The sequence below is a fragment of the Mesorhizobium sp. M1E.F.Ca.ET.045.02.1.1 genome (assembly GCF_003952485.1).
GTDB lineage: Bacteria > Pseudomonadota > Alphaproteobacteria > Rhizobiales > Rhizobiaceae > Mesorhizobium.
Map to the genome: position 1 here is coordinate 3,780,445 of NZ_CP034447.1, position 21,895 is coordinate 3,802,339.

At 62.3% G+C, this 21,895-nt stretch carries 17 protein-coding genes and 1 pseudogene; 12 read left to right on the forward strand and 6 right to left on the reverse strand.

The annotated features are described in order from the left end of the window. Positions 1-32: 32 nt before the first annotated feature. The 3 genes from EJ070_RS18235 (at position 33) to EJ070_RS18245 (ending at position 4,374) form a co-directional block, all read left to right on the forward strand. Positions 33-1,337, forward strand: coding sequence for an IS4 family transposase (locus tag EJ070_RS18235; RefSeq protein ID WP_126090276.1), 1,305 nt, complete (start codon positions 33-35; stop codon positions 1,335-1,337). 110 nt (positions 1,338-1,447) lie between these two features. Then, positions 1,448-3,208, forward strand: a complete 1,761-nt coding sequence (locus tag EJ070_RS18240) for an AMP-binding protein (protein ID WP_126092602.1) — start codon at positions 1,448-1,450, stop codon at positions 3,206-3,208. A 62-nt stretch (positions 3,209-3,270) separates the two neighbouring features. Continuing rightward, positions 3,271-4,374 carry a calcium:proton antiporter gene (locus tag EJ070_RS18245; RefSeq protein WP_126092603.1) on the forward strand — a complete coding sequence of 368 codons (1,104 nt, stop codon included), beginning with the start codon at positions 3,271-3,273 and terminating at the stop codon, positions 4,372-4,374. 87 nt (positions 4,375-4,461) lie between these two features. Here EJ070_RS18245 and EJ070_RS18250 read toward each other — a convergent pair whose 3' ends face one another. From EJ070_RS18250 to EJ070_RS18265, 4 genes are all read right to left on the reverse strand, one after another. Further along, positions 4,462-5,508: a glutathione synthetase gene (locus EJ070_RS18250; RefSeq protein ID WP_126092604.1), complete on the reverse strand. Its 1,047-nt coding sequence runs from the start codon at positions 5,506-5,508 to the stop codon at positions 4,462-4,464. A gap of 13 nt (positions 5,509-5,521) precedes the next feature. After that, on the reverse strand, positions 5,522-7,336 hold the full coding sequence (locus tag EJ070_RS18255) for a flavohemoglobin expression-modulating QEGLA motif protein (RefSeq protein ID WP_245464597.1): 1,815 nt from the start codon (positions 7,334-7,336) through the stop codon (positions 5,522-5,524). 50 nt (positions 7,337-7,386) lie between these two features. After that, on the reverse strand, positions 7,387-8,211 hold the full coding sequence (locus tag EJ070_RS18260) for an N-formylglutamate amidohydrolase (protein WP_126092606.1): 825 nt from the start codon (positions 8,209-8,211) through the stop codon (positions 7,387-7,389). 102 nt (positions 8,212-8,313) lie between these two features. After that, positions 8,314-9,222 carry a hydrogen peroxide-inducible genes activator gene (locus EJ070_RS18265; RefSeq protein WP_126092607.1) on the reverse strand — a complete coding sequence of 303 codons (909 nt, stop codon included), beginning with the start codon at positions 9,220-9,222 and terminating at the stop codon, positions 8,314-8,316. Between the two features lie 140 nt (positions 9,223-9,362). Here EJ070_RS18265 and katG point away from each other — a divergent pair, with 140 nt between their 5' ends. Then, positions 9,363-11,576, forward strand: coding sequence for a catalase/peroxidase HPI (gene katG / locus EJ070_RS18270; RefSeq protein ID WP_126092608.1), 2,214 nt, complete (start codon positions 9,363-9,365; stop codon positions 11,574-11,576). 69 nt (positions 11,577-11,645) lie between these two features. On the opposite strand, the gene EJ070_RS18275 is transcribed toward katG, so the two are convergent. Next, on the reverse strand, positions 11,646-12,323 hold the full coding sequence (locus tag EJ070_RS18275; protein ID WP_126085702.1) for an MIP family channel protein: 678 nt from the start codon (positions 12,321-12,323) through the stop codon (positions 11,646-11,648). Between the two features lie 335 nt (positions 12,324-12,658). On the opposite strand from EJ070_RS18275, the gene EJ070_RS18280 reads away from it, so the two are divergent. From EJ070_RS18280 to EJ070_RS18300, 5 genes are all read left to right on the forward strand, one after another. Beyond that, positions 12,659-13,948: an RsmB/NOP family class I SAM-dependent RNA methyltransferase gene (locus EJ070_RS18280; protein WP_126092609.1), complete on the forward strand. Its 1,290-nt coding sequence runs from the start codon at positions 12,659-12,661 to the stop codon at positions 13,946-13,948. A gap of 95 nt (positions 13,949-14,043) precedes the next feature. Continuing rightward, positions 14,044-14,502, forward strand: a complete 459-nt coding sequence (locus EJ070_RS18285; protein ID WP_126092610.1) for a PaaI family thioesterase — start codon at positions 14,044-14,046, stop codon at positions 14,500-14,502. 3 nt (positions 14,503-14,505) lie between these two features. Beyond that, the gene (locus EJ070_RS18290) at positions 14,506-15,144 is read left to right on the forward strand and encodes a 5'-methylthioadenosine/S-adenosylhomocysteine nucleosidase (RefSeq protein ID WP_126092611.1); all 639 of its coding nucleotides are present in this window, start codon (positions 14,506-14,508) and stop codon (positions 15,142-15,144) included. A gap of 72 nt (positions 15,145-15,216) precedes the next feature. Further along, positions 15,217-16,773 (forward strand): glutamine-hydrolyzing GMP synthase, encoded by a 1,557-nt coding sequence (gene guaA, locus EJ070_RS18295; RefSeq protein ID WP_126092612.1) that lies wholly within the window; start codon positions 15,217-15,219, stop codon positions 16,771-16,773. A gap of 317 nt (positions 16,774-17,090) precedes the next feature. Further along, positions 17,091-18,344, forward strand: a complete 1,254-nt coding sequence (locus EJ070_RS18300; protein WP_091595769.1) for a site-specific integrase — start codon at positions 17,091-17,093, stop codon at positions 18,342-18,344. On the opposite strand, the gene EJ070_RS18305 is transcribed toward EJ070_RS18300, so the two are convergent. After that, positions 18,325-18,579: an AlpA family phage regulatory protein gene (locus EJ070_RS18305; RefSeq protein WP_091595894.1), complete on the reverse strand. Its 255-nt coding sequence runs from the start codon at positions 18,577-18,579 to the stop codon at positions 18,325-18,327. The two genes, EJ070_RS18300 and EJ070_RS18305, sit on opposite strands and share 20 nt — an antisense overlap. A gap of 256 nt (positions 18,580-18,835) precedes the next feature. Here EJ070_RS18305 and EJ070_RS36300 point away from each other — a divergent pair, with 256 nt between their 5' ends. The 3 genes and pseudogenes from EJ070_RS36300 (at position 18,836) to EJ070_RS18320 (ending at position 21,858) form a co-directional block, all read left to right on the forward strand. After that, a complete protein-coding gene (locus EJ070_RS36300) occupies positions 18,836-18,973 on the forward strand; it encodes a hypothetical protein (RefSeq protein ID WP_164746654.1) in 138 nt (45 codons plus the stop codon). A 1,245-nt stretch (positions 18,974-20,218) separates the two neighbouring features. Next, positions 20,219-20,414: pseudogene (locus EJ070_RS18315) on the forward strand (transposase); the annotation flags it as partial. Between the two features lie 883 nt (positions 20,415-21,297). Continuing rightward, positions 21,298-21,858 (forward strand): hypothetical protein, encoded by a 561-nt coding sequence (locus tag EJ070_RS18320; protein WP_091595768.1) that lies wholly within the window; start codon positions 21,298-21,300, stop codon positions 21,856-21,858. Positions 21,859-21,895 lie beyond the last annotated feature (37 nt).

A 21,895-nucleotide genomic window follows, 5' to 3' on the forward strand; every position in this document is an offset into this window, starting at 1 on the left:
TTCGGCGACCTGCGCCTGCAAAAAAGGGGAGCATGGTTCTGGAGCGCATGTTTGCGCGTGTCAGCACGGGCATGCGCCGGCTGGCCGACACGCGCGCCGAGAAGGTCGCGTTCACACGCCTGTTTCGCAATCGCCACGTGAGCACGCAAGAGATCATCCGCACGGCGGCGGCGCGAACCGCCGAACTGGCCGCCGGCCGCCACGTGCTGATCATCGAGGACAGCAGCGAGATCAACTATGAAGCCAAGGCTTCGCGCAAGCGCGGCCTCGGTCGTGTCGGCAATGGCACGGATATCGGGCTGTTCGTGCATCCGGCGTTGGCCGTGGATGCCGTGGACGGCTCGGTCCTTGGCCTTGCAGGCGCCACGATCTGGCGGCGCGAGGCAGAGAAGGCGGATGACTACCAGGCGCTGCCGATCGAAGCCAAGGAAAGCCACAAGTGGATCGGCACCGCCAAGGCGGCATGCCAGGCGCTGACCGACGCGCCGCAGATGACGGTGATCGGCGACCGCGAGGCCGACATCTACGAAGTGTTTGCAAGGCTGCCCGACGAGCGCACCCATGTGCTCATCCGCGCTGTACGGGATCGGGCCTTGGGCACCCGGGGCGAGCGCCTGTTCGGCGCGATCGCCAAGACGCCGGAAGCCGGCCGCATTGCCTTCGAACTGCAGGCCCGACCCGGCCGGCCGGCCCGCACCGTCGAACTGGCCGTTCGCTTCACCGCGGTGAGCTTGCGCCAGCCCCGCCTTGGCGCCGACAGCCGCGATCCGCGCGAACTCACGCTCAACATGGTGGAAGTGCGTGAGATCGATCCACCTTCGGCCAAGGACGCGGTGATCTGGCGGCTGTTGACCACCCACAGCGTCGAAACGCTCGCCGATGCCTGCCGCATCGTCGACCTGTATCGCTCGCGTTGGAGCGTCGAACAGCTGTTTCGGACCGTGAAGTCGCAGGCCATCGATCTGGAGGAAAGTCTCATCGCCGACGGCGATGCACTCGAACGTCTGGCCGCCACCGCTCTGGTCGTCGCCACCAAGGTCATGCAACTCGTACACGGGCGTGGTTCGCCGGGCCAGCGCTTCCAGGCCGCACACCTCTTCGATCCCACCGAGATCACCGTCCTGGAAGTGCTCATCGCCAAGCTTGAAGGCAAGACCCAAAAGCAGAAGAACCCGCACCCCACGCACACGCTCGCCTGGGCCGCCTGGTGTATCGCCAGGCTCGGAGGCTGGAACGGCTACGAAAAGGAACGCCCGCCAGGGCCCATCACCTTCACCCACGGCCTCAGACGCTTCAACGCCATCACAGACGGCTTCGTTCTGGCCTCGCAAAAATGAGCCCGAAGCAAATGTGTGCGCACGCTAGCCTCAAGGGGGAGGGGGACCTTTGGCGGATTTCCACCGCCGCTATCGGCTGATAGGCTGGCTCATCCCGGGAGGAGACGGCGATGGCGATCAAACTCGACGAGCTCATGAACGCCACGAATCTGCGCGGGCGCGGAGGCACCTTCATTGCCCCGATGGACGGCAGGGCGCATGTCTCGGGCGATCGCTCGGTGTCCTTGCTCGACAAGACCATTCCGGAACTGTTTTCCGACACGGTGAGCAAATACGCCACGCTCGATGCCGCCGTGTTCGTCGGCCAGGACAAGCGCTTCACCTGGAGCGAGTTGTCGGACACGGTCGACGCTTTAGCCGCCGGCTTCCTGGCGCTCGGGCTGGAGAAGGGCGACCGGGTCGGCATCTGGTCGCCGAACCGCTGGGAATGGCTGGTGACCCAGTTCGCCACCGCCCGCATCGGCCTCATCCTGGTCAACATCAACCCGGCCTACCGGCTGACCGAGCTGGAATATGCCCTCAACAAGGTTGGCTGCAAGGCGCTGGTGACCGCCGTCAGCTTCAAGACCTCCGACTATCTCGGCATGATCGAGACGCTGGCGCCTGAGATCGCCACGGCCGAACCCGGCGAGCTCAAGGCCAAAAAACTGCCGACGCTGAAAATCGTCATCCGCATGGGCGACGACAACTCGCCCGGCATGTTCAATTTCGGCGATGTGCTGGCCATGGCCGGCCGCGACGAGCATGACAGCCTCGACCGCATCTCCGAAAGCCTGAAGCCGAATGACGCCATCAACATCCAGTTCACGTCCGGCACGACAGGCGCGCCGAAAGGCGCGACGCTGACCCACGCGAACATCGTCAACAATGGCAATTTCGTCACCTCGGCAATCAGGCTCACCGTCGACGACCGGCTCTGCATCCCGGTGCCGCTCTATCACTGCTTCGGCATGTCGATGGGCACGATGGGCTGCGTCACCAAGGGCGCGACCATGGTCTTCCCGGGCGAAGGTTTTGACGCCGGCGCGACGCTCAAGGCGATCGCGCAGGAGCGCTGCACCGGCGTTTACGGCGTGCCGACCATGTTCGTCGCCATGCTCGACCATGCCGATTTTTCGACCTTCGACCTCACCAGCCTGCGCACCGGCATCATGGCCGGTTCGCCATGCCCGATCGAGGTGATGAAGAAGGTGGTGTCGCTGATGAATATGCGCCAAGTGACCATCGCCTACGGCATGACCGAGACCAGCCCGGTTTCGTTCCAGAGCAGCGTCGACGATCCGCTGGAAAAGCGCGTCTCCACCGTCGGCCGCATCCATCCGCATGTCGAGGTGAAGGCGATCGGCGCCGACGGCGCCACCGTCGCGGTCGGCGCGCCGGGTGAGCTCTGCACGCGCGGCTATTCGGTGATGAAGGGCTATTGGGACGACGCGGAGAAGACCCGCGAGGCGGTCGATGCCGACGGCTGGATGCATACCGGCGACCTCGCCACCATCGACGCCGAGGGATATTGCAACATCGTCGGCCGGGTGAAGGACATGGTCATCCGCGGCGGCGAGAACGTCTATCCGCGTGAGGTCGAGGAATTCCTCTACCGCCATCCCAAGGTCAAGGAAGTGCAGGTCTTCGGCATTCCCGACGACAAATATGGCGAGGAGCTCTGCGCCTGGATCGTGCTGAAGCCCGGCCAGATCGCCACAGAGCAGGAGATCAAGGCCTTCTGCGCCGGCCAGATCGCCCACTATAAAGTGCCGCGCTACATCCGCTTCCGCACCGAGTTGCCGATGACGGTAACCGGCAAGCCGCAGAAGTTCTTGATGCGCCAGGCGATGATCGAGGAACTGGGGCTGGTGGCGCAGAAGACGGCGTGAGAGGTGCTCCCCACACGCTTTTCCGCCAAGTTCGCCGAAACGCGCGGCGTTTGGGGGCTTGAATGACTGGTATCGCACGGTCGGCGACTTCCTACGCGATGCCACTGGCCGCCCTGGTGATGGCCGTCGTGGTCAGAGCCAGCGGTCTCTCGGTGGACGAAGGTTCGCTGAACGTCAGGATTCTTGTCGGGGCGCTTTCGTGCGCGATCATGTTCACCACCATTTTCGTGGTGCTCGACCACGCCGAGGCAGTGGCCCGGCGCGTGGGGGAGCCGTACGGAACGCTGGTGCTGACCTTTGCCGTGACGGCAATCGAAGTGTCGATCATCGTTTCCATAATGCTGCATGGAGCGAACAATCCGACGCTGGCACGTGAGTCCGTTTTCTCGACGGTGATGATCACCTCCACCGGCGTTGTCGGCACCTGTCTCACGCTTGGCGGCTGGCGTCATCGCAAGCAGGCAATCGTTCGCCAAGGGACCAGCGCGTATCTGGCGGTTCTGGTCGCGCTGACCGTCATGACGCTTGTTCTGCCAACCTACACTCAAACGACGGATCCCGGCACGTTTTCGGCAGCTCAGCTTGGTTTTGTAAGCGTCCTTTCGGTGCTGCTCTATGCAAGTTTCGTGTTCGCCCAGACTGTCCGCCACCGGGACGACTTCGTCCAGGAACAGGCGCACGACGTTTCGACGCGAACTGCCTCTCATGAAAGCGTTTTTGTCGGCATTCTGCTGCTGTTGAGCGGGCTGATCGGAATTGTCATGCTCGCCGAGCAGGTCGCAGCAAGTGTCGAGGACACGCTCGTTGCCTACCAGGTGACCCAGGCGGACAGCATCGTGGGAGCGTTGATCGCGGGGCTGGTTTTGATGCCGGAGGCCATTTCGGCGGTTCGCGCTTCACTCAACAATGAGCTGCAGCGCGGTTTGAACGTTGCGATGGGTTCGGCTTGCGCTACGATCGGTTTGACCATACCGGCGGTCGCCGCCGCCAGCCTGCTGACGGGCAGAGGCTTGACCTTGGGGCTCCCGTCGGCTGACGCGGTCCTTTTGGTCCTGGCGCTTTTCATATGCAGCGTAAGCTTTAGTAACGAAAGAACGACATTCTTGACAGGCATGGTTCATATTGTCGTATTTTTTACTTTCGTATTTTTGATATTTATACCATGAAAGCTTTGGTGCGAGCTAATTTAGCAATCGGACGCAGGGATGGGACGGCGACCGGCAGGAAGTCGCTATCCGACTTGTCTGCGTTCCTCAAAGCGTCGCTAGCCGCGAATTCGGCATGGTCTTTCCATAGGCTCGGCGCAGCGTCGCCTTCTCCTCCAGCGCGACGATGACACGTGCGGCAAAATCGGTCTTGTACATCTCCGCGAGCCGTGCCAGTCCGCCTGGCGTGAAGACATTGATCTCCAGAAGTTTGTCGCCGACGATGTCGAGTCCAACCAGAAACATGCCGTCGCTGACCAGTTTGGGGCGTACCATCTCGGCAATGCGCAAAATCGTGTCAGTTACCTTGACCTTGCGGGCGGTTCCGGCGGCGTGGATGTTGGAGCGGACGTCGCCCTTGGCTGGGATGCGGCGAAAGGCGGCGTAACTGCCGTCGCGCAGCAGCGGCAGGCCGTTCATCAGGAAAAGACGCACGTCACCAGCCTTGGCCTCCGGAATGTACGCCTGCGCGATGAGATAGCCGTCACCGCTGGCCGCCTCGAAAATCTGGTTGAGGTTGGAATCGGTAGGCGTCGCGATATGGAAGACGTTCTTGCCACCCGACCCTTGCAGTGGTTTGACGATGCAGCCCTTCGAGTGTTTGTCGATGAATGCGCGGATCTCGGCAATGCTGCGCGATATAAGGGTCGCCGGCCGAACCGCTTCGGGAAAGGTCTGCAGGTAGAGCTTGCTCTGTGCCTGCGCCAGACCATCCGGATCGTTGACGACGATGACGCCTTGTTCCGCTGCGAGCCGCCCGAACATGATGCCTGCGTTGGCGGCCCATGGTCGATCCCTGACGTCGAGCGACGGGTCGTTGCGCAGAAACAGGATATCGATATCGCTTATCACGAAGGTCTTTTTCTGCTTCGCGGCATCCTTCAGGGCGGCATGCAGCTTGTCGGGCGTCTTGTAGGAAGCGTCCGGCAAGACTGCGACGCTGACAGCCAGGCTGTCATCCGGACGCAGTATGAAGTCTCCGGGTTCGACATAGACAACCGAATGTCCGCGCTGGACTGCAGCCAGCGCCAGCGTTGTCGTCGTGTAGCCTGGCGTCTCGCTCTCGATCGAATTGACGAAGAACGCAATGCGCATCGGGGATGCTCCCTCAAGTCCCAACCATATCGATTGGATCGATTCCCGCCATCGCCTTCTTGAGCCGCGGACGCGCCGCGTCGGAAGAAAGGAATGCAGGTTCGAGGCGCGGCGCGCGCAGCAAGCCGCGCGCATTGAGTTCCTGGATTGCGCCGAAATGCGCGGCGGAGATCTTGCCGATCCAAAACGGCGTAAGGCTGCCGCCGCCTCTCAGATGATCGAGGACCTGCACCACGCCGCGCAGATAGATGGCGTCTTTTGCCAGGCCACCACCGCGAAAGACACGCAGAACGACGTTGAAGGCGCTGCGATCATCGAGACCGAAATCCTTATGGAGAATGCGGAAAGTTTCCTCGAACGTCGCGCCGTCGAGCATCGCCTGACACGCGAGAACCCTGGCCGCGATCAGCCGCAGCCGCGCCGCGGTCATGCCGCCGACCAGATATTCCGCCAGCACGGCCAGTCCCTCCTGCATGCCCTCGTAGCCGGCGAGCCCATTGCGGAAGATGGCAAGCCCCTGCGCATCGCCGTTGAAATAGGTCACCAGGTGGACACCGATCTCGTGACTGAGCAGCGCGGTCAGACGCTCCGGTGGAAGGTTGGTATCGCGCGAAACCAGCAACCGGTTTCGAGAGACGAGGAGGCCGGCCGGCAGGTCGCCGCGGATCTCCACGGAAGCATCGAAATCGGAATAGGCGGCACGGTATCCAGCGATCATGTCACGCGCGGCTGCGGCGACAGCATCGGCGCCCAATCCCTCCTGCCTCACCGACGACGCAGCGCCGGGCACCTTTTCGACAATGGCGCGTGCTCGCGTCGCCAGACTCGGCTCGACGCTGCCATAGAGTGCTCGTCCGAGCTCGACGAAACGGGGCGTCTCGCGCGCCGCGAGCATCGACAGCTGCAGATCGAGCTCCTGCTGCTTTTGCGAGAACAGCGTGGTCAGCAGCGGATCTTCCAGATGATCGAGCGAGACCGAGTAGAGCTTCCGCTTCTGCGCGGCGACCTCGAATTCGAGCGGCCTGTAGAGCAGTGCTGGGACATGCTCGAAGCCGCCTGCCTGGAATTCCAGCCAGGCCGGTTCGGCGTTGATCGGTGTGACGGCAAGCAGGAAATCGAATGTCGACGCGACGCTGTCGAGTGCCCGGTCGGCGCGCACGACAGCGTCGATATAGGCGCGCCGCCCCAACGAACGATGGGTTGCCGGCGGTTCCAGCTTTGATGCCTTCAGAAAGGCGCTGACCGCCTGGAGCGCGGAATCCACCATGTTGGCGACGACAAGATCGCGCAATTCGGGATAGATGCGCTCGCACCCAGGCACCCTGTAGATCGGCGCGAAGCGTACCGTCAGGCCTGCTACATCGTCGAGATCATCCGAGAGCCGTGCTTCGGCGCGGGTCGTGGGAACGAATTCGTCCACGCGCGGCGTGCGGTATTTCGCTTCGCGTCCGGACGCCGCAGCGGCAAAGCGCTTGAGCGCCGCCTTCTCCGCCGCGGTGTCGCCGCTAGCCAGTGCAATCTCGAAAGGCGGCAGGAACGGTACGTCCTCCGTCAGAAACCGGTCTTCGGCCAACTCGCCGATGTCGAGCACGAGGAATGCCCCGCAATGATCGCGCATCCTTCGCGCCACCAGCCGCTCGACCTCACCGGCGAGGTCACTATCGGCAGCGATCAGATAGGAGGCGTTGGCGGAAACAATTTGGAACGCCGCATCCTGCTGCGACCCGACATGGACGCAGAGAAACGGCAGCGGCCGATCGATGTGTAAACGGTTGCCGTCGCCGAACTCGCGGCGGATTGGCTTGCTCTCCCGGAAAAGCGCGTCCAAGTCCGCTTCGATCCTGGCCAACGGAGACATAGCCTCAACGAGCTTTGGCTTCATGTCATGCCCCGCAACGCAGCCTCGAGAACTGGCACCGTGGACCCAAGCATGGAACGCAGCCGTTCGATCGCTGCCCAGTCGGGTTCGCCGCTCCATTCGTCCATGAAGATCTTCTTGAACTCGACCGCTATGGCACACCCGGTCCCGGGGAAATTGGCATGGACGAAACGGGCCTGCTCGCCCTTGCCCTGGAACGACACATTCTCACGCACATCGATCGGCTCGCCGTTGAAATCCTGGCCGCGCAGCGCCTCCGTGAAGGCGTCGACGACCGGCGCCCAGCGCGCGCGGTCCATCGAGAACGTGCCGATATTGATATCAGGCGCGCCATCTTGCGACGCAGGCACTGCTTTCGGCCCTGCACGCCGGTGGTTGTAGCTGTGGACGTCGACAAGGACGAACCTGCCGTAACGTGTCTCGACATCGGCAAGGACACGCCTGAGCTCGCTGTAGAAAGCGTCGTGAAAGGCGAGAGACTCGTCCACAACGTCCTCGGCCGGTGGCTCTCGCCATACGTGCAGGCCCCAGGACTGGTCCGGCGACCGATAGACCGCAGCCTCGCGCGCTCGGTTCAGATCGACTTGGAAGCGCGATCGATGAACGATAATCTGGGTTGGGAAATCGGCAATGAAGTGCTCGGTGAAGGGATCCTCCTCCCGCAGCCGATCAGGGTCGGGGATGCACATGAGCGACTGGCAAGCGCGCCCGACGTCGGAGCCGCTGTGGATCGCCGTGCCAATGACGGGGGAATCGCCAAGCTTGATCGTCCAGCCTGCCGGCGACCCGCTCGCAGCATTGTTGAAAATAGGCTTGCTCACCATCCATCGAAATGCGTGGAGAGAGCGGACGGTTCCGGGTCCAACCGGTTGACACTTGCACCAGGACCACATTGTCTCGCTGAAGAACTGGCTTCGCCCGGCACCTCACGCCGCCAGCACGGCCTGATCCAGCCCGCGGATGATCTTCGCCAGTTCCACGCATTCGTCCTGGCGCACCTTGTTGCGCCGCCACGCGATGCAGATCATGCGCTGCGGCATCGGTTCCTGGAACGGCACGATCCTCAGGTCCGGCATCACGCCGGCGGCGCTTGCCGCCATTTCCGGAACCAGCGTCACGCCCAGCCCATGCGCTACCATTTGCAGAAGCGTCGTCAGACTCGTGGCGCCGTAACTTGCCATCGCCACCGGCCGCACATTGCCGCAGACGGCCAGCGCCTGCTCGCGCAGGCAGTGCCCTTCTTCCAGCAGCATCAGCCGCTCCAGCGCCGGGCTTTCCGGCGGCACCGGCGGCGAGGCGAAAGCCGGATCGCCGGCTGGGACTGCAAGGAAGAAGCGGTCGGGGAAAAGCTCTTCGGTGACCAGCCCCGGGTGGTCGAGCGGCAGCGCGGCGATAAAAGCGTCGAGCCGGCCCGAGGCACTGTCCTCGACCAGCGATGCGGTCACCGCCTCGCGCAGTTCGAGCTGCAGCGCCGGGAAGTGCCGCTTCAATTCAGGTAGGACCCGCGGCAGGAGATAGGGCGCCACCGTGGGGATGATGCCCAGTCGGAAGCGCCCTTCCATGGCGGGACGGCCGCGCCGGGCTGTCGTCTCTACGTCACGTATGTCGGCAAGGATGCGCTCGATGCGCGGCTGCAGGACGAGCGCCTCGTCGGTCATCCGCACCGTCTTGCCGCCGCGTTCGAACAGAGGGCAGCTCAGCCGCTCTTCCATCTCGGCGATCTGGGCGGAGAGCGCCGGCTGGCTGACGCCGGCAAGCTTGGCGGCGCGGCCGAAATGCAGCGTCTGCGCCAGCGCGTCGAAATAAAGCATCTGCCTGACGGTGAGACCGATCATAAGGAAATCCTATCGGAAAAAACAGGAAAGGCAATTTGTCTTTATCGCCGAGCCGCCCTAGTCTGGAATCGTTCCAGATTGGCGCGGCCGCTGGCTGCCCCGGAAACTCAATTCAAAACTCGGCAAAATCGGAGAGTAAGATGGACGCGAAAACCGACGACAACAGCGCTGGCAAATGCCCCGTGGCGCATGGATCCGCCGGCCGGACCAACCGCGACTGGTGGCCGAACCAGCTGGACCTTGGCGTTCTTCACCAGCAGTCGAACCTCTCGGACCCGATGGGCGAGGACTTCGACTACGCCAAGGAATTCCAAAGCCTCGATCTCGATGCGGTGGTGAAGGACCTGCACCATGTGATGACGGATTCGCAGGACTGGTGGCCGGCCGACTTCGGCCACTACGGACCGCTTTTCATCCGCATGGCCTGGCATAGCGCCGGCACCTATCGCATCGGCGACGGGCGCGGTGGCGCCGGCGCCGGGCAGCAGCGTTTCGCGCCGCTGAACAGCTGGCCGGACAATGCCAACCTCGACAAGGCGCGCCGGCTACTCTGGCCGGTCAAGCAGAAATACGGCCGCAAGATTTCCTCGGCCGACCTGATGATCCTCGCAGGCAACGTCGCGCTGGAATCGATGGGCTTCAAGACCTTCGGCTTCGCCGGCGGCCGCGCCGACGTGTGGGAGCCGGAGCAGGACGTCGACTGGGGCTCCGAAACCAAGTGGCTGGATGACCAGCGCTATTCCGGCGACCGTGAGTTGCAGGGCCATCTCGGCGCCGTACAGATGGGTCTGATCTACGTCAATCCGGAAGGGCCGAACGGCAATCCGGACCCGATCGCAGCCGCGCGCGACATCCGTGAAACCTTCCGCCGCATGGCGATGAACGACGAGGAGACCGTGGCGCTGATCGCCGGCGGCCACACCTTCGGCAAGACCCACGGCGCCGGCGATGCCGCCCTGGTCGGCGCGGAGCCGGAAGGCGCCGGCATCGAGGCGCAGGGCCTCGGCTGGTCGAGCAAATATGCCACCGGCATTGCCGGCGACGCCATCACCTCTGGCCTCGAAGTGACCTGGACCACGACGCCGACCAAGTGGAGCAACAACTTCTTCGACAACCTCTTCAATTACGAATGGGAGCTGACGAAGAGCCCGGCTGGCGCCAACCAGTGGACGCCGAAGGGCGGCGCCGGCGCCGACACGGTGCCGGACGCGCACAATGCCTCGAAGCGCCACGCGCCGGCCATGCTCACCACCGACCTGTCGCTGCGTTTCGACCCGGCCTACGAGAAGATCTCGCGCCGCTTCCACCAGCACCCCGACCAGTTCGCCGACGCCTTCGCCCGCGCCTGGTTCAAGCTGACCCACCGCGACATGGGCCCGGTGGTACGCTATCTCGGCCCGCTCGTGCCGAAGGAAGAGCTGATCTGGCAAGATCCGATCCCGGCGATCGACCATGAGCTGGTGAGCGAACAGGATATCGCCGCGCTGAAGGCGAAAATCCTGGCCACCGGCCTCTCGGTGTCCGAGCTGGTCTCGACCGCCTGGGCCTCGGCCTCGACCTTCCGCGGTTCCGACAAGCGCGGCGGCGCCAATGGCGCGCGCATCCGCCTTGAGCCGCAGAAGGACTGGGACGTCAACCAGCCGGCTCAGTTGTCCAAGGTGCTGGAGAAGCTCGAAGCCATCCAGAAGGAGTTCAACGCGGCGCAGTCTGGCGACAAGAAGGTCTCGCTGGCCGACCTCGTCGTGCTTGGCGGCGTCGCCGCGGTCGAGAAGGCGGCGAAGGACGGCGGCCATGAGATGAAGGTGCCGTTCACGCCCGGCCGCATGGACGCCTCGCAGGAGCAGACGGATGTCGAGTCGTTCGCAGCGCTGGAGCCGAAGGTCGACGGCTTCCGCAACTATGCCCGCGGCAAGCTGCCGATGTCGGTCGAGGCGATGCTTGTCGACCGCGCACAGCTCCTGACGCTGACGGCGCCGGAAATGACGGTGCTGGTCGGCGGCCTGCGCGTGCTCGGCGCCAACGCAGGTGGCTCCAAGCACGGTGTCTTCACCGACAAGCCCGGCACGCTGACCAACGACTTCTTCGTCAACCTGCTCAGCATGGCGACCATATGGGGTCCGGCTGCGGGTTCCGAGCCGGGCTCGGACGAGGTCTACGAGGCGCGCGACCGCAAGACCAAGGCGGTCAAGTGGACCGGCACCCGCGCCGACCTGATCTTCGGCTCGCACGCGCAGCTGCGTGCTTTTGCCGAGGTCTACGGCTCGGCCGACGCCAAGCAGAAGTTCGTCAAGGACTTCGTCAAGGCGTGGACGAAAGTGATGAACCTCGATCGCTTCGAGATCGCCGCGAAGTAAGGGCTCATCCTCCCAGGTGAAAAGGCGCGGGCATGACCCGCGCCTTTTTTGCGTTGAGTTCAATAAAGCTCAGTCTTTTTCGAAGATGCCCGCCTTGGCGACGACGCCGGCAATAGCCCCGCCGATCAGCGGCGCGACGATGAACAGCCATAGCTGACCGAGCGCGGCTCCGCCCGAAAACAGCGCCGGGCCGATCGAGCGGGCAGGGTTCACCGAGGTGCCGGTCACCGGGATCATGGCGAAGTGAATTCCTGCCAGCGTCAGGCCGATGACCAGGCCCGCAAAGGCCGTCGTGTGCTTGGCGTTGGTGACGCCGAGGATCACCGTGACGAAGGTGAAGGTGCCGATCAGCTCCCACAGGAAGGCCGAGCTCATGCCCCATTTTGCCTCGTCCCAGCCATTGGCGCCGAAACCGCCGGTGTGGCCGCCGGCCTGGCCGGTGACGATGATCCACAGCGCCAGCGACGCGATGATGGCGCCGATGATCTGCGCGATCCAGTAAGGGACGACATCCTTGGCTGGCATCCGTCCCGCAAGGAACACGCCGAGCGTCACCGCCGGGTTGAGATGCGCGCCCGAGATCGGGCCGATCGCATAGGCCGCGGCGATCAGGCCGATGCCGAACGCCAGGCCGATGCCCTCCTGGCCGAGCGGCAGCGCGCCGCCGAAACCGCCCGTGACCACGGAGGCCGTGCCGATGAACACCAACAAGAACGTGCCTAGAACTTCTGCCAAATAAGTCTTCATTGCCCTCTCCTCGTAAGGATCCGCCAAACCGCGTTTCCCGCGCCGCGAATCACAGGCGAAAGAGTATTCCTGGCGGCAAAACTTGGAAAGCTGAGAGGTTAAGCCAGGAGACTTGCTTGTATCCGCCAACCGAAACATTAGACACCTTTCATGTTTCGGTCGATTTGTTCTTGTTTTCCGCCGGCGGTCGACTGCTTCGAGAAAAGCGTTCCGTTTTTCGCTCTCAGGATGGCATTGCGCAGATCGTTTTTGGCCTCATCGCAACAGAACTGTTTCAATCTGGGCAGGAAAAGCTCTATGAGCAGGGCCGAAAGCAACGGTTGACGGAAGCAGGAATGAGACTGGGCGGAAGGCTGGCGGCGGCCATCGAAGTTCTGGAAGACATCGGCCGGCGGCACCGCCCGGTGGCCGACGCCTTGCGCGACTGGGGCCTGTCGCACCGCTTCGCCGGCGGCGGCGACAGAGCGGCGATCGGCAACATCGTCTACGACGCGCTGCGCCGCAAGCGCTCGGCCGGCTGGCTCTTCGGTGAGGACACGCCGCGCGCCATCGGCTTCGGCGCGCTGCTGCTCGAATGGGGCCAGACGGCGCAGTCGCTCAACGACGCGCTCGACGGCGACAAGTTCGCGCCGCCTCTGCTCAGCGCCACAGAATTGAAAGCGGTTGCCGGACGCCTGCCGGCCGATGCGCCTGACGCCGTGCGGGCCGATGTTCCGGACTGGTGCGCGCCGCTGCTCGAACAGGCCTATGGCGAGGATTGGGTCGAGGAGGGTGCGGCTCTCGCCATGCGCCCGCCGCTGGACCTCAGGGTCAATGCCTTGCTGTCCGATCGCGGCAGGGTGCTGGCCGAACTCGAGGGCACGGGTGCGGCGCCCGCCGCGATCGCGCCGCACGGCATCCGCATCCCGCCGATCGACGGTGACGGCAGGCATCCGAACGTGCAGGCCGAGCCCGCCTTCCAGAAAGGCTGGTTCGAAGTGCAGGACGAGGGCTCGCAGCTTGCCGCGGCACTTGCCGGTGCCATGCCCGGCATGCAGGTGCTCGACTATTGCGCCGGCGCCGGCGGCAAGACGCTGGCGCTCTCGGCCGAGATGGGCAATACAGGCCAGCTCTTTGCCCATGATGCGGAGAAGGTGCGGCTGGCGCCGATCTTCGAGCGCATTCGCCGCGCGCACAGCCGCAACATCCAAATCGTCAGCAAACCCGCGGAACTCACGCCGCTGGCCAGTCATATGGATATCGTGCTGATCGACGCGCCCTGCACCGGCAGCGGCACCTGGCGGCGGCGGCCCGACGCCAAATGGCGGCTGACCGACAGGCAGCTCGATGCCCGCAAGGGCGAGCAGCAGGCGATCCTCGACGCGGCGCAGGCCTTCGTCAAACCCGGCGGACTGCTGGTCTACATCACCTGCTCGGTGTTCGATGCCGAGAACGGCGAGCAGGTCGCGGCCTTCCGCGGGCGCCACGGCGACTTTGCGCCGGTCGATCATCGCCAGCTCTGGAACAGCCATTTCCCCGGCCACGAAGGCGCCGCGCGCATCGCCGACGCCGGCGGCATCTCGCTGTCGCCGGCGCTCAGCGGCACCGACGGATTTTATTTCCACGCTCTGCGCAGGGCCGCCTGAGGCAGCCGGCATTTTGCTGCGCTGCAACATAAGAGATTGCCTGTCCTGCCTGCCTCTGCAATAAGCTTCGCCAGCAAAAGTGAAGGCGAAGGCCCATGGCAGCCAAGATCGTACCCGCTCCCGACTATGAGGATCGCGTCAGGACTTCCTTTGCCCGTCAGAAAGCAATGGCCACCATCGGCGCGGAACTGACGCTGGTCACGCCCGGCATTATCGAGATCGAGATGCCTTACGCCGCCGAGCTGACGCAACAGCACGGCTTCCTGCATGCCGGCGTCATCTCGACCGCGCTGGATTCGGCCTGCGGCTATGCCGCGTTCTCGCTGATGCCGCAGAATTCCAGCGTGCTGACCATCGAATTCAAGGTCAACCTCCTGGCGCCGGGCAGGGGCGAGCGCTTCCTGTTCCGCGGTTCGGTGACCAAGCCCGGCCGCACCATCATCGTTGCCGACGGCCAGGCCTACGCCTTCGCCGTCGATGGCGAGGCCAAGCTGATCGCCACAATGACCGGCACGATGATGACGGTGGTCGGCCGCGACGGGATAGAAGGGTGATCCATGGCAACCGCTGCGCGGATAGGAGACAAATCCGTTCTTGTCGTCATGGCGGCGGAGGCCGAATACGGCCCGCATCTGCAAAAGCTGTTCACGCCGCTGATGACCGGCGTCGGCCCGGTCGAGGCCGGCGTGCGGCTGGGCGCCGAGCTTGCGACGTTGAAGGCGGCGGGCGCGCTGCCGGATCTCGTCGTCTCGCTGGGCTCCGCCGGAAGCCGCACGCTGGAGCAGGCTGAAATCTACCAGGCCGTGTCGGTCAGCTACCGCGACATGGATGCCTCCCCGCTCGGCTTCGAGAAAGGCGCGACGCCGTTCCTCGACCTGCCGGTGACGGTGCCGCTGCCCTTCGTCATCCCCGGCATCAGGAGCGCGACGCTGTCCTCCGGTGGCGCGATCGTCACCGGCGCCGCCTATGACGCGATCGACGCCGACATGGTCGACATGGAGACCTTCGCCTGCCTGCGCGCCTGCCAGCTGTTCGGCGTGCCGCTGATCGGCCTGCGCGGCATTTCCGACGGCGCTGCCGATCTCAGGCATGTCGGCGACTGGACCGAATATCTGCACGTCATCGACGAGAAGCTGGCCGCGGCAATCGGGTTGCTGGAGCAAGCGATTGTATCCGGCGCGATCCGCCTTACTTAAGGGCTTGGGAAGGACCGAAGGCCGCAGCGCACAACCATTGCGTCGACTCGTTTCTTTCTTTAAAGGCCCTCCATGACGACACATCCCGACACTGTTCTCATCATCGACTTCGGCAGCCAGGTCACGCAGCTGATTGCGCGGCGCGTGCGCGAAGCCGGGGTCTACTGCGAAATCGTGCCGTTCCAGTCTGCCGCCGAGGGCTTCCGCCGCATCCGGCCGAAAGCCGTCATCCTGTCGGGCAGCCCGCACTCGACCGTCGACATCGGTTCGCCCCGCGCGCCCGATGAGGTCTTTTCCGCCGGCATTCCGGTGCTCGGCATCTGCTATGGCGAGCAGACCATGTGCGCCCAGCTCGGAGGCAAGGTCGAGGCTGGCCACCACCGCGAGTTCGGCCGGGCTTTCCTGGAGATCGAGGACGACTGCGCGCTGTTCGACGGCGTCTGGGCCAAGGGTACGCGGCACCAGGTCTGGATGAGCCATGGCGACCGCGTCACCGCCATTCCCGATGGCTTCCAGGTGGTGGGCACGTCCACCGGGGCGCCCTTTGCCGCCATCGCCGACGAGGCGCGCCAGTTCTACGCCGTGCAATTCCATCCCGAAGTGGTCCATACCCCTGACGGCGCGAAGCTGCTTGGCAACTTCGTCCACCATATCGCTGGCCTCAGCACGGGCTGGACGATGGCTGCCTATCGCGAGCAGGCGGTCGAAGCGATCCGCAAGCAGGTCGGCAAGGGCAAGGTGATCTGCGCGCTGTCGGGTGGCGTCGATTCCTCGGTCGCCGCGCTGCTTATCCATGAGGCGGTCGGCGACCAGCTCACCTGCATCCTGGTCGACCACGGCCTGATGCGCAAGGACGAGGCGCAAAGCGTGGTGGAGATGTTCCGCCAGCACTACAACCTGCCCCTGATCCTGGTCGACGCTTCCGACCGCTTCATCACGGCGCTCGAAGGCGAGAGCGATCCCGAAAAGAAGCGCAAGACCATCGGCCGGCTGTTCATCGAGGTCTTCGAGGAAGAGGCCAAGAAGCTCGGCGGCGCCGATTTCCTGGCGCAGGGCACGCTCTATCCCGACGTCATCGAGAGCGTCTCCTTCTCAGGCGGTCCGTCGGTGACGATCAAGTCGCACCACAATGTCGGCGGCCTGCCCGAGCGTATGAACATGAAGCTGGTCGAGCCGCTGCGCGAATTGTTCAAGGACGAGGTGAGGGCGTTGGGCAAGGAACTCGGCCTGCCCGAGAGCTTCATCGGCCGCCATCCGTTCCCGGGTCCCGGCCTTGCCATACGCTGCCCGGGCGGCATCACCCGCGAGAAGCTGGAGATCCTGCGCGAGGCCGACGCCATCTATCTCGACGAGATCCGCAAGGCCGGCCTCTACGACGCCATCTGGCAGGCCTTCGCCGTGCTGCTTCCGGTGCAGACCGTCGGCGTCATGGGCGACGGCCGCACCTACGAATTCGTCTGCGCGCTGCGCGCCGTGACGTCCGTCGACGGCATGACGGCCGACTTCTACCACTACGACATGAACTTCCTGGGTGCGGCCGCCACCCGCATCATCAACGAGGTGAAAGGCATCAACCGCGTCGTCTACGACGTGACCTCGAAGCCGCCCGGAACCATCGAGTGGGAATAAAGGTGCATCATTAGCTAGCTTTCGGTAAGTATCGATCAGAGTTGTATAAGCCTCTGAAATAAGTGTGTTTTCCTTACTGCATCTATCGCCATCTATCGCCTGGAAGCGGAATCATTTGGCGGTAAATTTGACGGCATGCGTTTCAGCGTTCTCTTTCCTGCCATGTAATACCGTCGTCCCGCCGATTGCAAGCGCACTCACTTCTTGCCCATCAAAGCATTGAAATACAATGATCGTTCCTAACAGTTGACGGTAAAATTAATGACGGTAAAATTGGCGGCCGAGAAACCAAAGTTGTGATCCGATCCTCTGTCATTATGTTAACAGATATTGCCCTTAAGCGGCTGAAACCGAAAGACAAAATGTACAAAGTTGCCGACCGTGACGGTATGTACGCTGCGGTGTCTCCGACTGGGCAGATTGCGTTTCGGTACGACTACCGGACCAATGGTCGGAGAGAGACTGTGACGCTGGGCCGATATGGGAACGGAGGTCTCACGCTGGCAGAGGCACGCGACCGCTGCCTTGCCGCGCGAAAAATGGTGGCAGCCGGAAAGTCGCCGGCGCAAGAAAAGCAGCGCGAGAAGCGTCGCCTGTCAGGCACGGCGAGCTTCGGGGATCAAGGCAAGCGCTGGTTAAAGGAAGCGAAGATGGCGGATAGCACCCGCTCGATGCGCAAGGCTATTTTCGATCGCGACATTTTGCCGATTTGGGAAAAAAGACTCCTAACCGAAATAACACCTGACGACTTGCGGGCGCTCTGCGCAAAGGTGAGGGATCGTGGTGCGCCGGCAACCGCCGTCCATATCCGCGATGTCGTGAAGCAGATCTATAGCTACGCCATTCTGCACGGCGAGAAGATCGCCAACCCTGCGGACGAGGTGGGACCAGCCTCAATTGCCACGTTCGAGGCGAAAGACCGCGCTCTGTCGCCTGCAGAAATCCGGATAATGCTGAAAGAGTTGGAAAACGTGCCGACGCTGCCGACGATTCGGGTCGGCCTAAAGTTCATCCTGCTCACGATGGTCCGAAAGAGTGAACTACTCGAGGCGACTTGGGACGAGGTCGATTTCGAGAACGCCGTCTGGAGCATCCCAAAAGAGCGAATGAAGCGGAAGAAGCCGCATAACGTCTACCTGTCACAGCAATCCCTCGATATCATGATCGCGCTCAAGACTTGTGCGGCGAACTCCCGATATGTGCTGCCGTCCCGCTACGATGCCGATGAGCCCATGTCGCGCGCGACGTTCAATCGGGTAACCGCGGCGATTGTCGAGCGGGCAAAGCAGCAAGACTTTCCGCTCGCGCCTTTCACAGTGCACGACCTTCGGCGCACCGGCTCAACACTCCTGAACGAGATCGGATTTAATCGCGACTGGATTGAGAAATGCCTTGCCCACGACGACAGGCGGTCCTCTCGAGGTGTCTACAACAGAGCTGAATATGAGCCGCAGCGTCGTCATATGCTGCAGGAATGGGCGGACATGGTCGATGCGTGGGCGGCAGGCAAAAAGCACACGCCCAGACTCCAGCCGCCTGCAGAGGCAGCGGTTATCCTTGATCCGATTTGACGGGTCTTGCCTTTCGTAGTCTTACGTCAGGCGCAGGCTTGGTCTTGATTTTTCCGACAGATGACGCATTCCGCCGCTCCTCGATCCACGCTTCGACTTCTGCCAAGTCCCAAACAACACAGCGGGCGGTGAGATTGAAGCGTCGTGGGAACTCGCCACGCTGTTCCATCTCATAGACGGTCGTATCAGACAGGGGAACGATTTCTCGCAGCTGCGACCGGCGAACAGTTCGCACTACTCGACGCGACGCGATGTGTGGTAGAACCAGAAGTGGATCCGGCTGCCCAATTTCGATGCCCTTGAATTTATCGACCTCGGAAGACTGCTGCCGTTTGACCATTTGCGTGACCGGGATGGATTGCCTTACTGGCCAACAATCGCGCAACTTTTCGAGGTTTCGTACAGCCCTCAATTGCGACCACGTATCCTCGCCTACTGACGTGAAGACTCAAGGGCATTTCACTGCGGATTATGTCAGGACCGCACCACCAATGGGATCCATCGAGCAGGCGCTGCATAAGGTCCGACAGGCGATCCTTGCTGCAGGCTTCTCGATGCTCGAATATCTCAAGCTGCGCGCTGACAATGACCTTGCGCCAATTGACGCGTTAATCGGCCGGCGCGGCTAGATCGCGGCGGAGGCGAAGCGCCGCGAGATCACGCTCACAGCCGAGGACGCGAAGCGCCGCCGGCTTCGCAGTTACGCCGTCGCCGATCTCACCAATCATGAGAGATTGCCGACATGGACAGCGAGACTTGGTCTTTGGTTAAACGGCAGCAGGCTCGGCGGTCGCAACGGCTACCTTGTCAAATACTGTGATGAGAAACGTTGCATCGCCAACATCTTCATCGAAGATGTGCTCGCATATTTCGAATTCCTGCGTGCCTTAGCGTGGCTGATCACGGAGGACGGCAGAACAGCCGATGCCGACCGACAAAAGGTGAAAGGCAATGAAGGCGAGCATAGTTCCTGCTCCGCTTGGTTGTTTGCGGAACCGGACCGAGTGTTGGAAAATGAAAGTTGGGGACAGTGCTCTCCGGCAGTTGATTGCAGACGCATCACAATGCGTATTACTCCGACTCAACCGCGCGGGGAAAACCAATGGCGAAGAAACCCAATGAGACTACGAGCAAGAAAGTTGCTTCGACGGCATCCAAGTTGCTTCGTTCTAACAGCTCCTCAAAGGCAGTCAAATCGGTCGCGGGATCCGCTCTTACGCAAAGGGTGAAAAAAAAGAAATAGCGCCGGTTTGACAGACATGGAGCAGTTTTGGCCTCATTCAGAAGAGCGCCAAGGAGTTTGGTTTCCGGCGAACTGGTTGTGTCCGAAAAGGTGGACTGCACGTTGGCGTCGACGCCATCCACAAACTGGAGAGCGCAGAGATTGGCGTTTTGGTTTGCCTTGATCCACCAACGGCACCGATGCTGAGAGAGGCTGCATCCGAGGGTGAGGTCGGCCCGCGCTCAAAGCAAGTTCCTAAAGTCCAGATTTAGAAGACGCCCGTCGAACGCCTGGGGGATGATAGATCTTCCGGAAGTAGGAAGACAGCCGGCTGTTTCGCCACAAAAGCTTGGCCGCAAGCGGGTTGAGGGTCAAACGGAAATGATGTTTCCAATGTCTTCAAACAGCAGAATGTCGAAGGGCCAAAACGCAAGGGAAATGGGCCCATCCGGACGGTCGACATCGAAGTGACCCGCGGACCATAGCCGAAAACAAAATAGCCTTTAAGGGCCCGCTCGACTGAATCCAGGAGCGGGCTTTTCTAATTCAGGGCGGGGTTCGAACCCACGAGACCGATGAAGGTCCACCTCCTTATCAGGGATGCGCAATCGACCGCTCTGCCACCTATCCACAACGTTGGTTCGATTGATCGATCTTCAAGCCCCGAGACATTCTCGGTGCGAATACGGCGGACTTTTGCCGCAAGCACGGCATTTCGGCAGCGACCTTCTATAAGTTCAAGGCGAAGTTTGGCGGGGATGGAATTGTCCGACGCCCGTCCCCTGACGGCGCTGGAGGACGAGAACGCGCGGCTCAAGAAGCTGCCGGCGGAGCGGATGCTCGACAATGGATCTTGAAGGATGCTGCCGCAAAAATGTATGGTCCGCCCCGTCCGGGCAAGGTGTCGCGAGATCGCGAATGACCTATGGAAGGGCCGATACCCTCGAAGAGCGGCTTGGGTTGAAGCCGCTGGTTGGCCAGCGCATTGCGCCGATCATCATCTTCGCCGCCAGCATCGAACATCACCTGGAGCGGCGTTGTGGAAGCTCAAGGGCGTCAATCCAAAGGGCATTCGACCCGAGACCGACGCGAAGATGATCTCTGATTTGATCGGGATGCTTGAAACATTCGCGTCAACCGCTGCCAGCGGGAGACGAGCGCACCCTTCTTCAGACATGGTCCAATGCGGCCAGTCTTGCATTTGCGATCAGGAATGACATCGCTCATGGCGTGCCACCAACTTGGGCGAGAACGCGCAAGAGACCGTCCAGCGACTATTGGGCCGACGATCACTCTCTCGATCTCGTTCGTCACGCCTTCGCGGTTCTACTGCGCGTCACTGTTGGCGTTTCGACAGAGAAGATGCCGTTGATCGAGCTTGCGAACCCATCTTTGCTACGTGCCCTCCGCCGCGAATTATTCTGAGCGAGATGGCCTGCAAAGACTATAATCCGACCTTCAGAAATACTAAATCGGCAGCGATGGCTTCCTATTTCCCCGCGAGCGCTACACTGGTCACTTCAAGAATGGCGGCACCGTACCGCGGGCGCGCAGGCCAGGATGTCCAGTTCGACGTCACGGAAGGCCAATCGAAGACACGATCGAGGCATTCAACAATCTTGGATTTAACGATCGCACGATGACGATCAATCGTACGGCTACTCGGGCTATATCGCTCGAACTTGGACCGATTGCCCTTGGCCGCTTCCAGGTCGCATTGGTTTCGAGGTTGTGCCGGCATTCAACGAAGCTTTCTACGGCGCGCTCCACGTCGATCATATCGATCACAGCTGGAATGAGAATGACGGCCTCGCTTTTCGCATTCAAAATACACTTGGCCTTGCCGGCTTAGTGGTCGGCGGCAAAGTAGAGTTCTGCAAGATAAGCGGCACCATTCCAATCGGCGGCGCGCTGGTTACCTTGGGCGCGAAGTCGGCGACGGGGTCGACATCGCTTGATACGCCCAATGGCGACAGCACAACCTACCATGTGCGGCTCACGCAGCCGATCTACATGCTCGCCCATGTCGTCACGCCGGTGTTTTCAGGTACGGTCCCCCTGTGGTTCAAGTTGGAACTGACCAAGGGCAAGATCCCTACAACGCTGGGACAGAAGGGGTCGATCCAGATCACACCGACAGGACAGCGCCGTGACTACGTCCTTGTCGTTAGGCTCGATCAGGCCGCCTTTCTCCCGCAAGGGCTGACCGCGTCGGGCAAAGTCGACGTTAATTGGCAGGCACCGACCACGCTGCCGCCGACCGCGGCCGGCATCACGATGCCGCACCAGTAGCGAATTTCTCGCTGTAGCCGGGTTTGAGCGCAGCAAG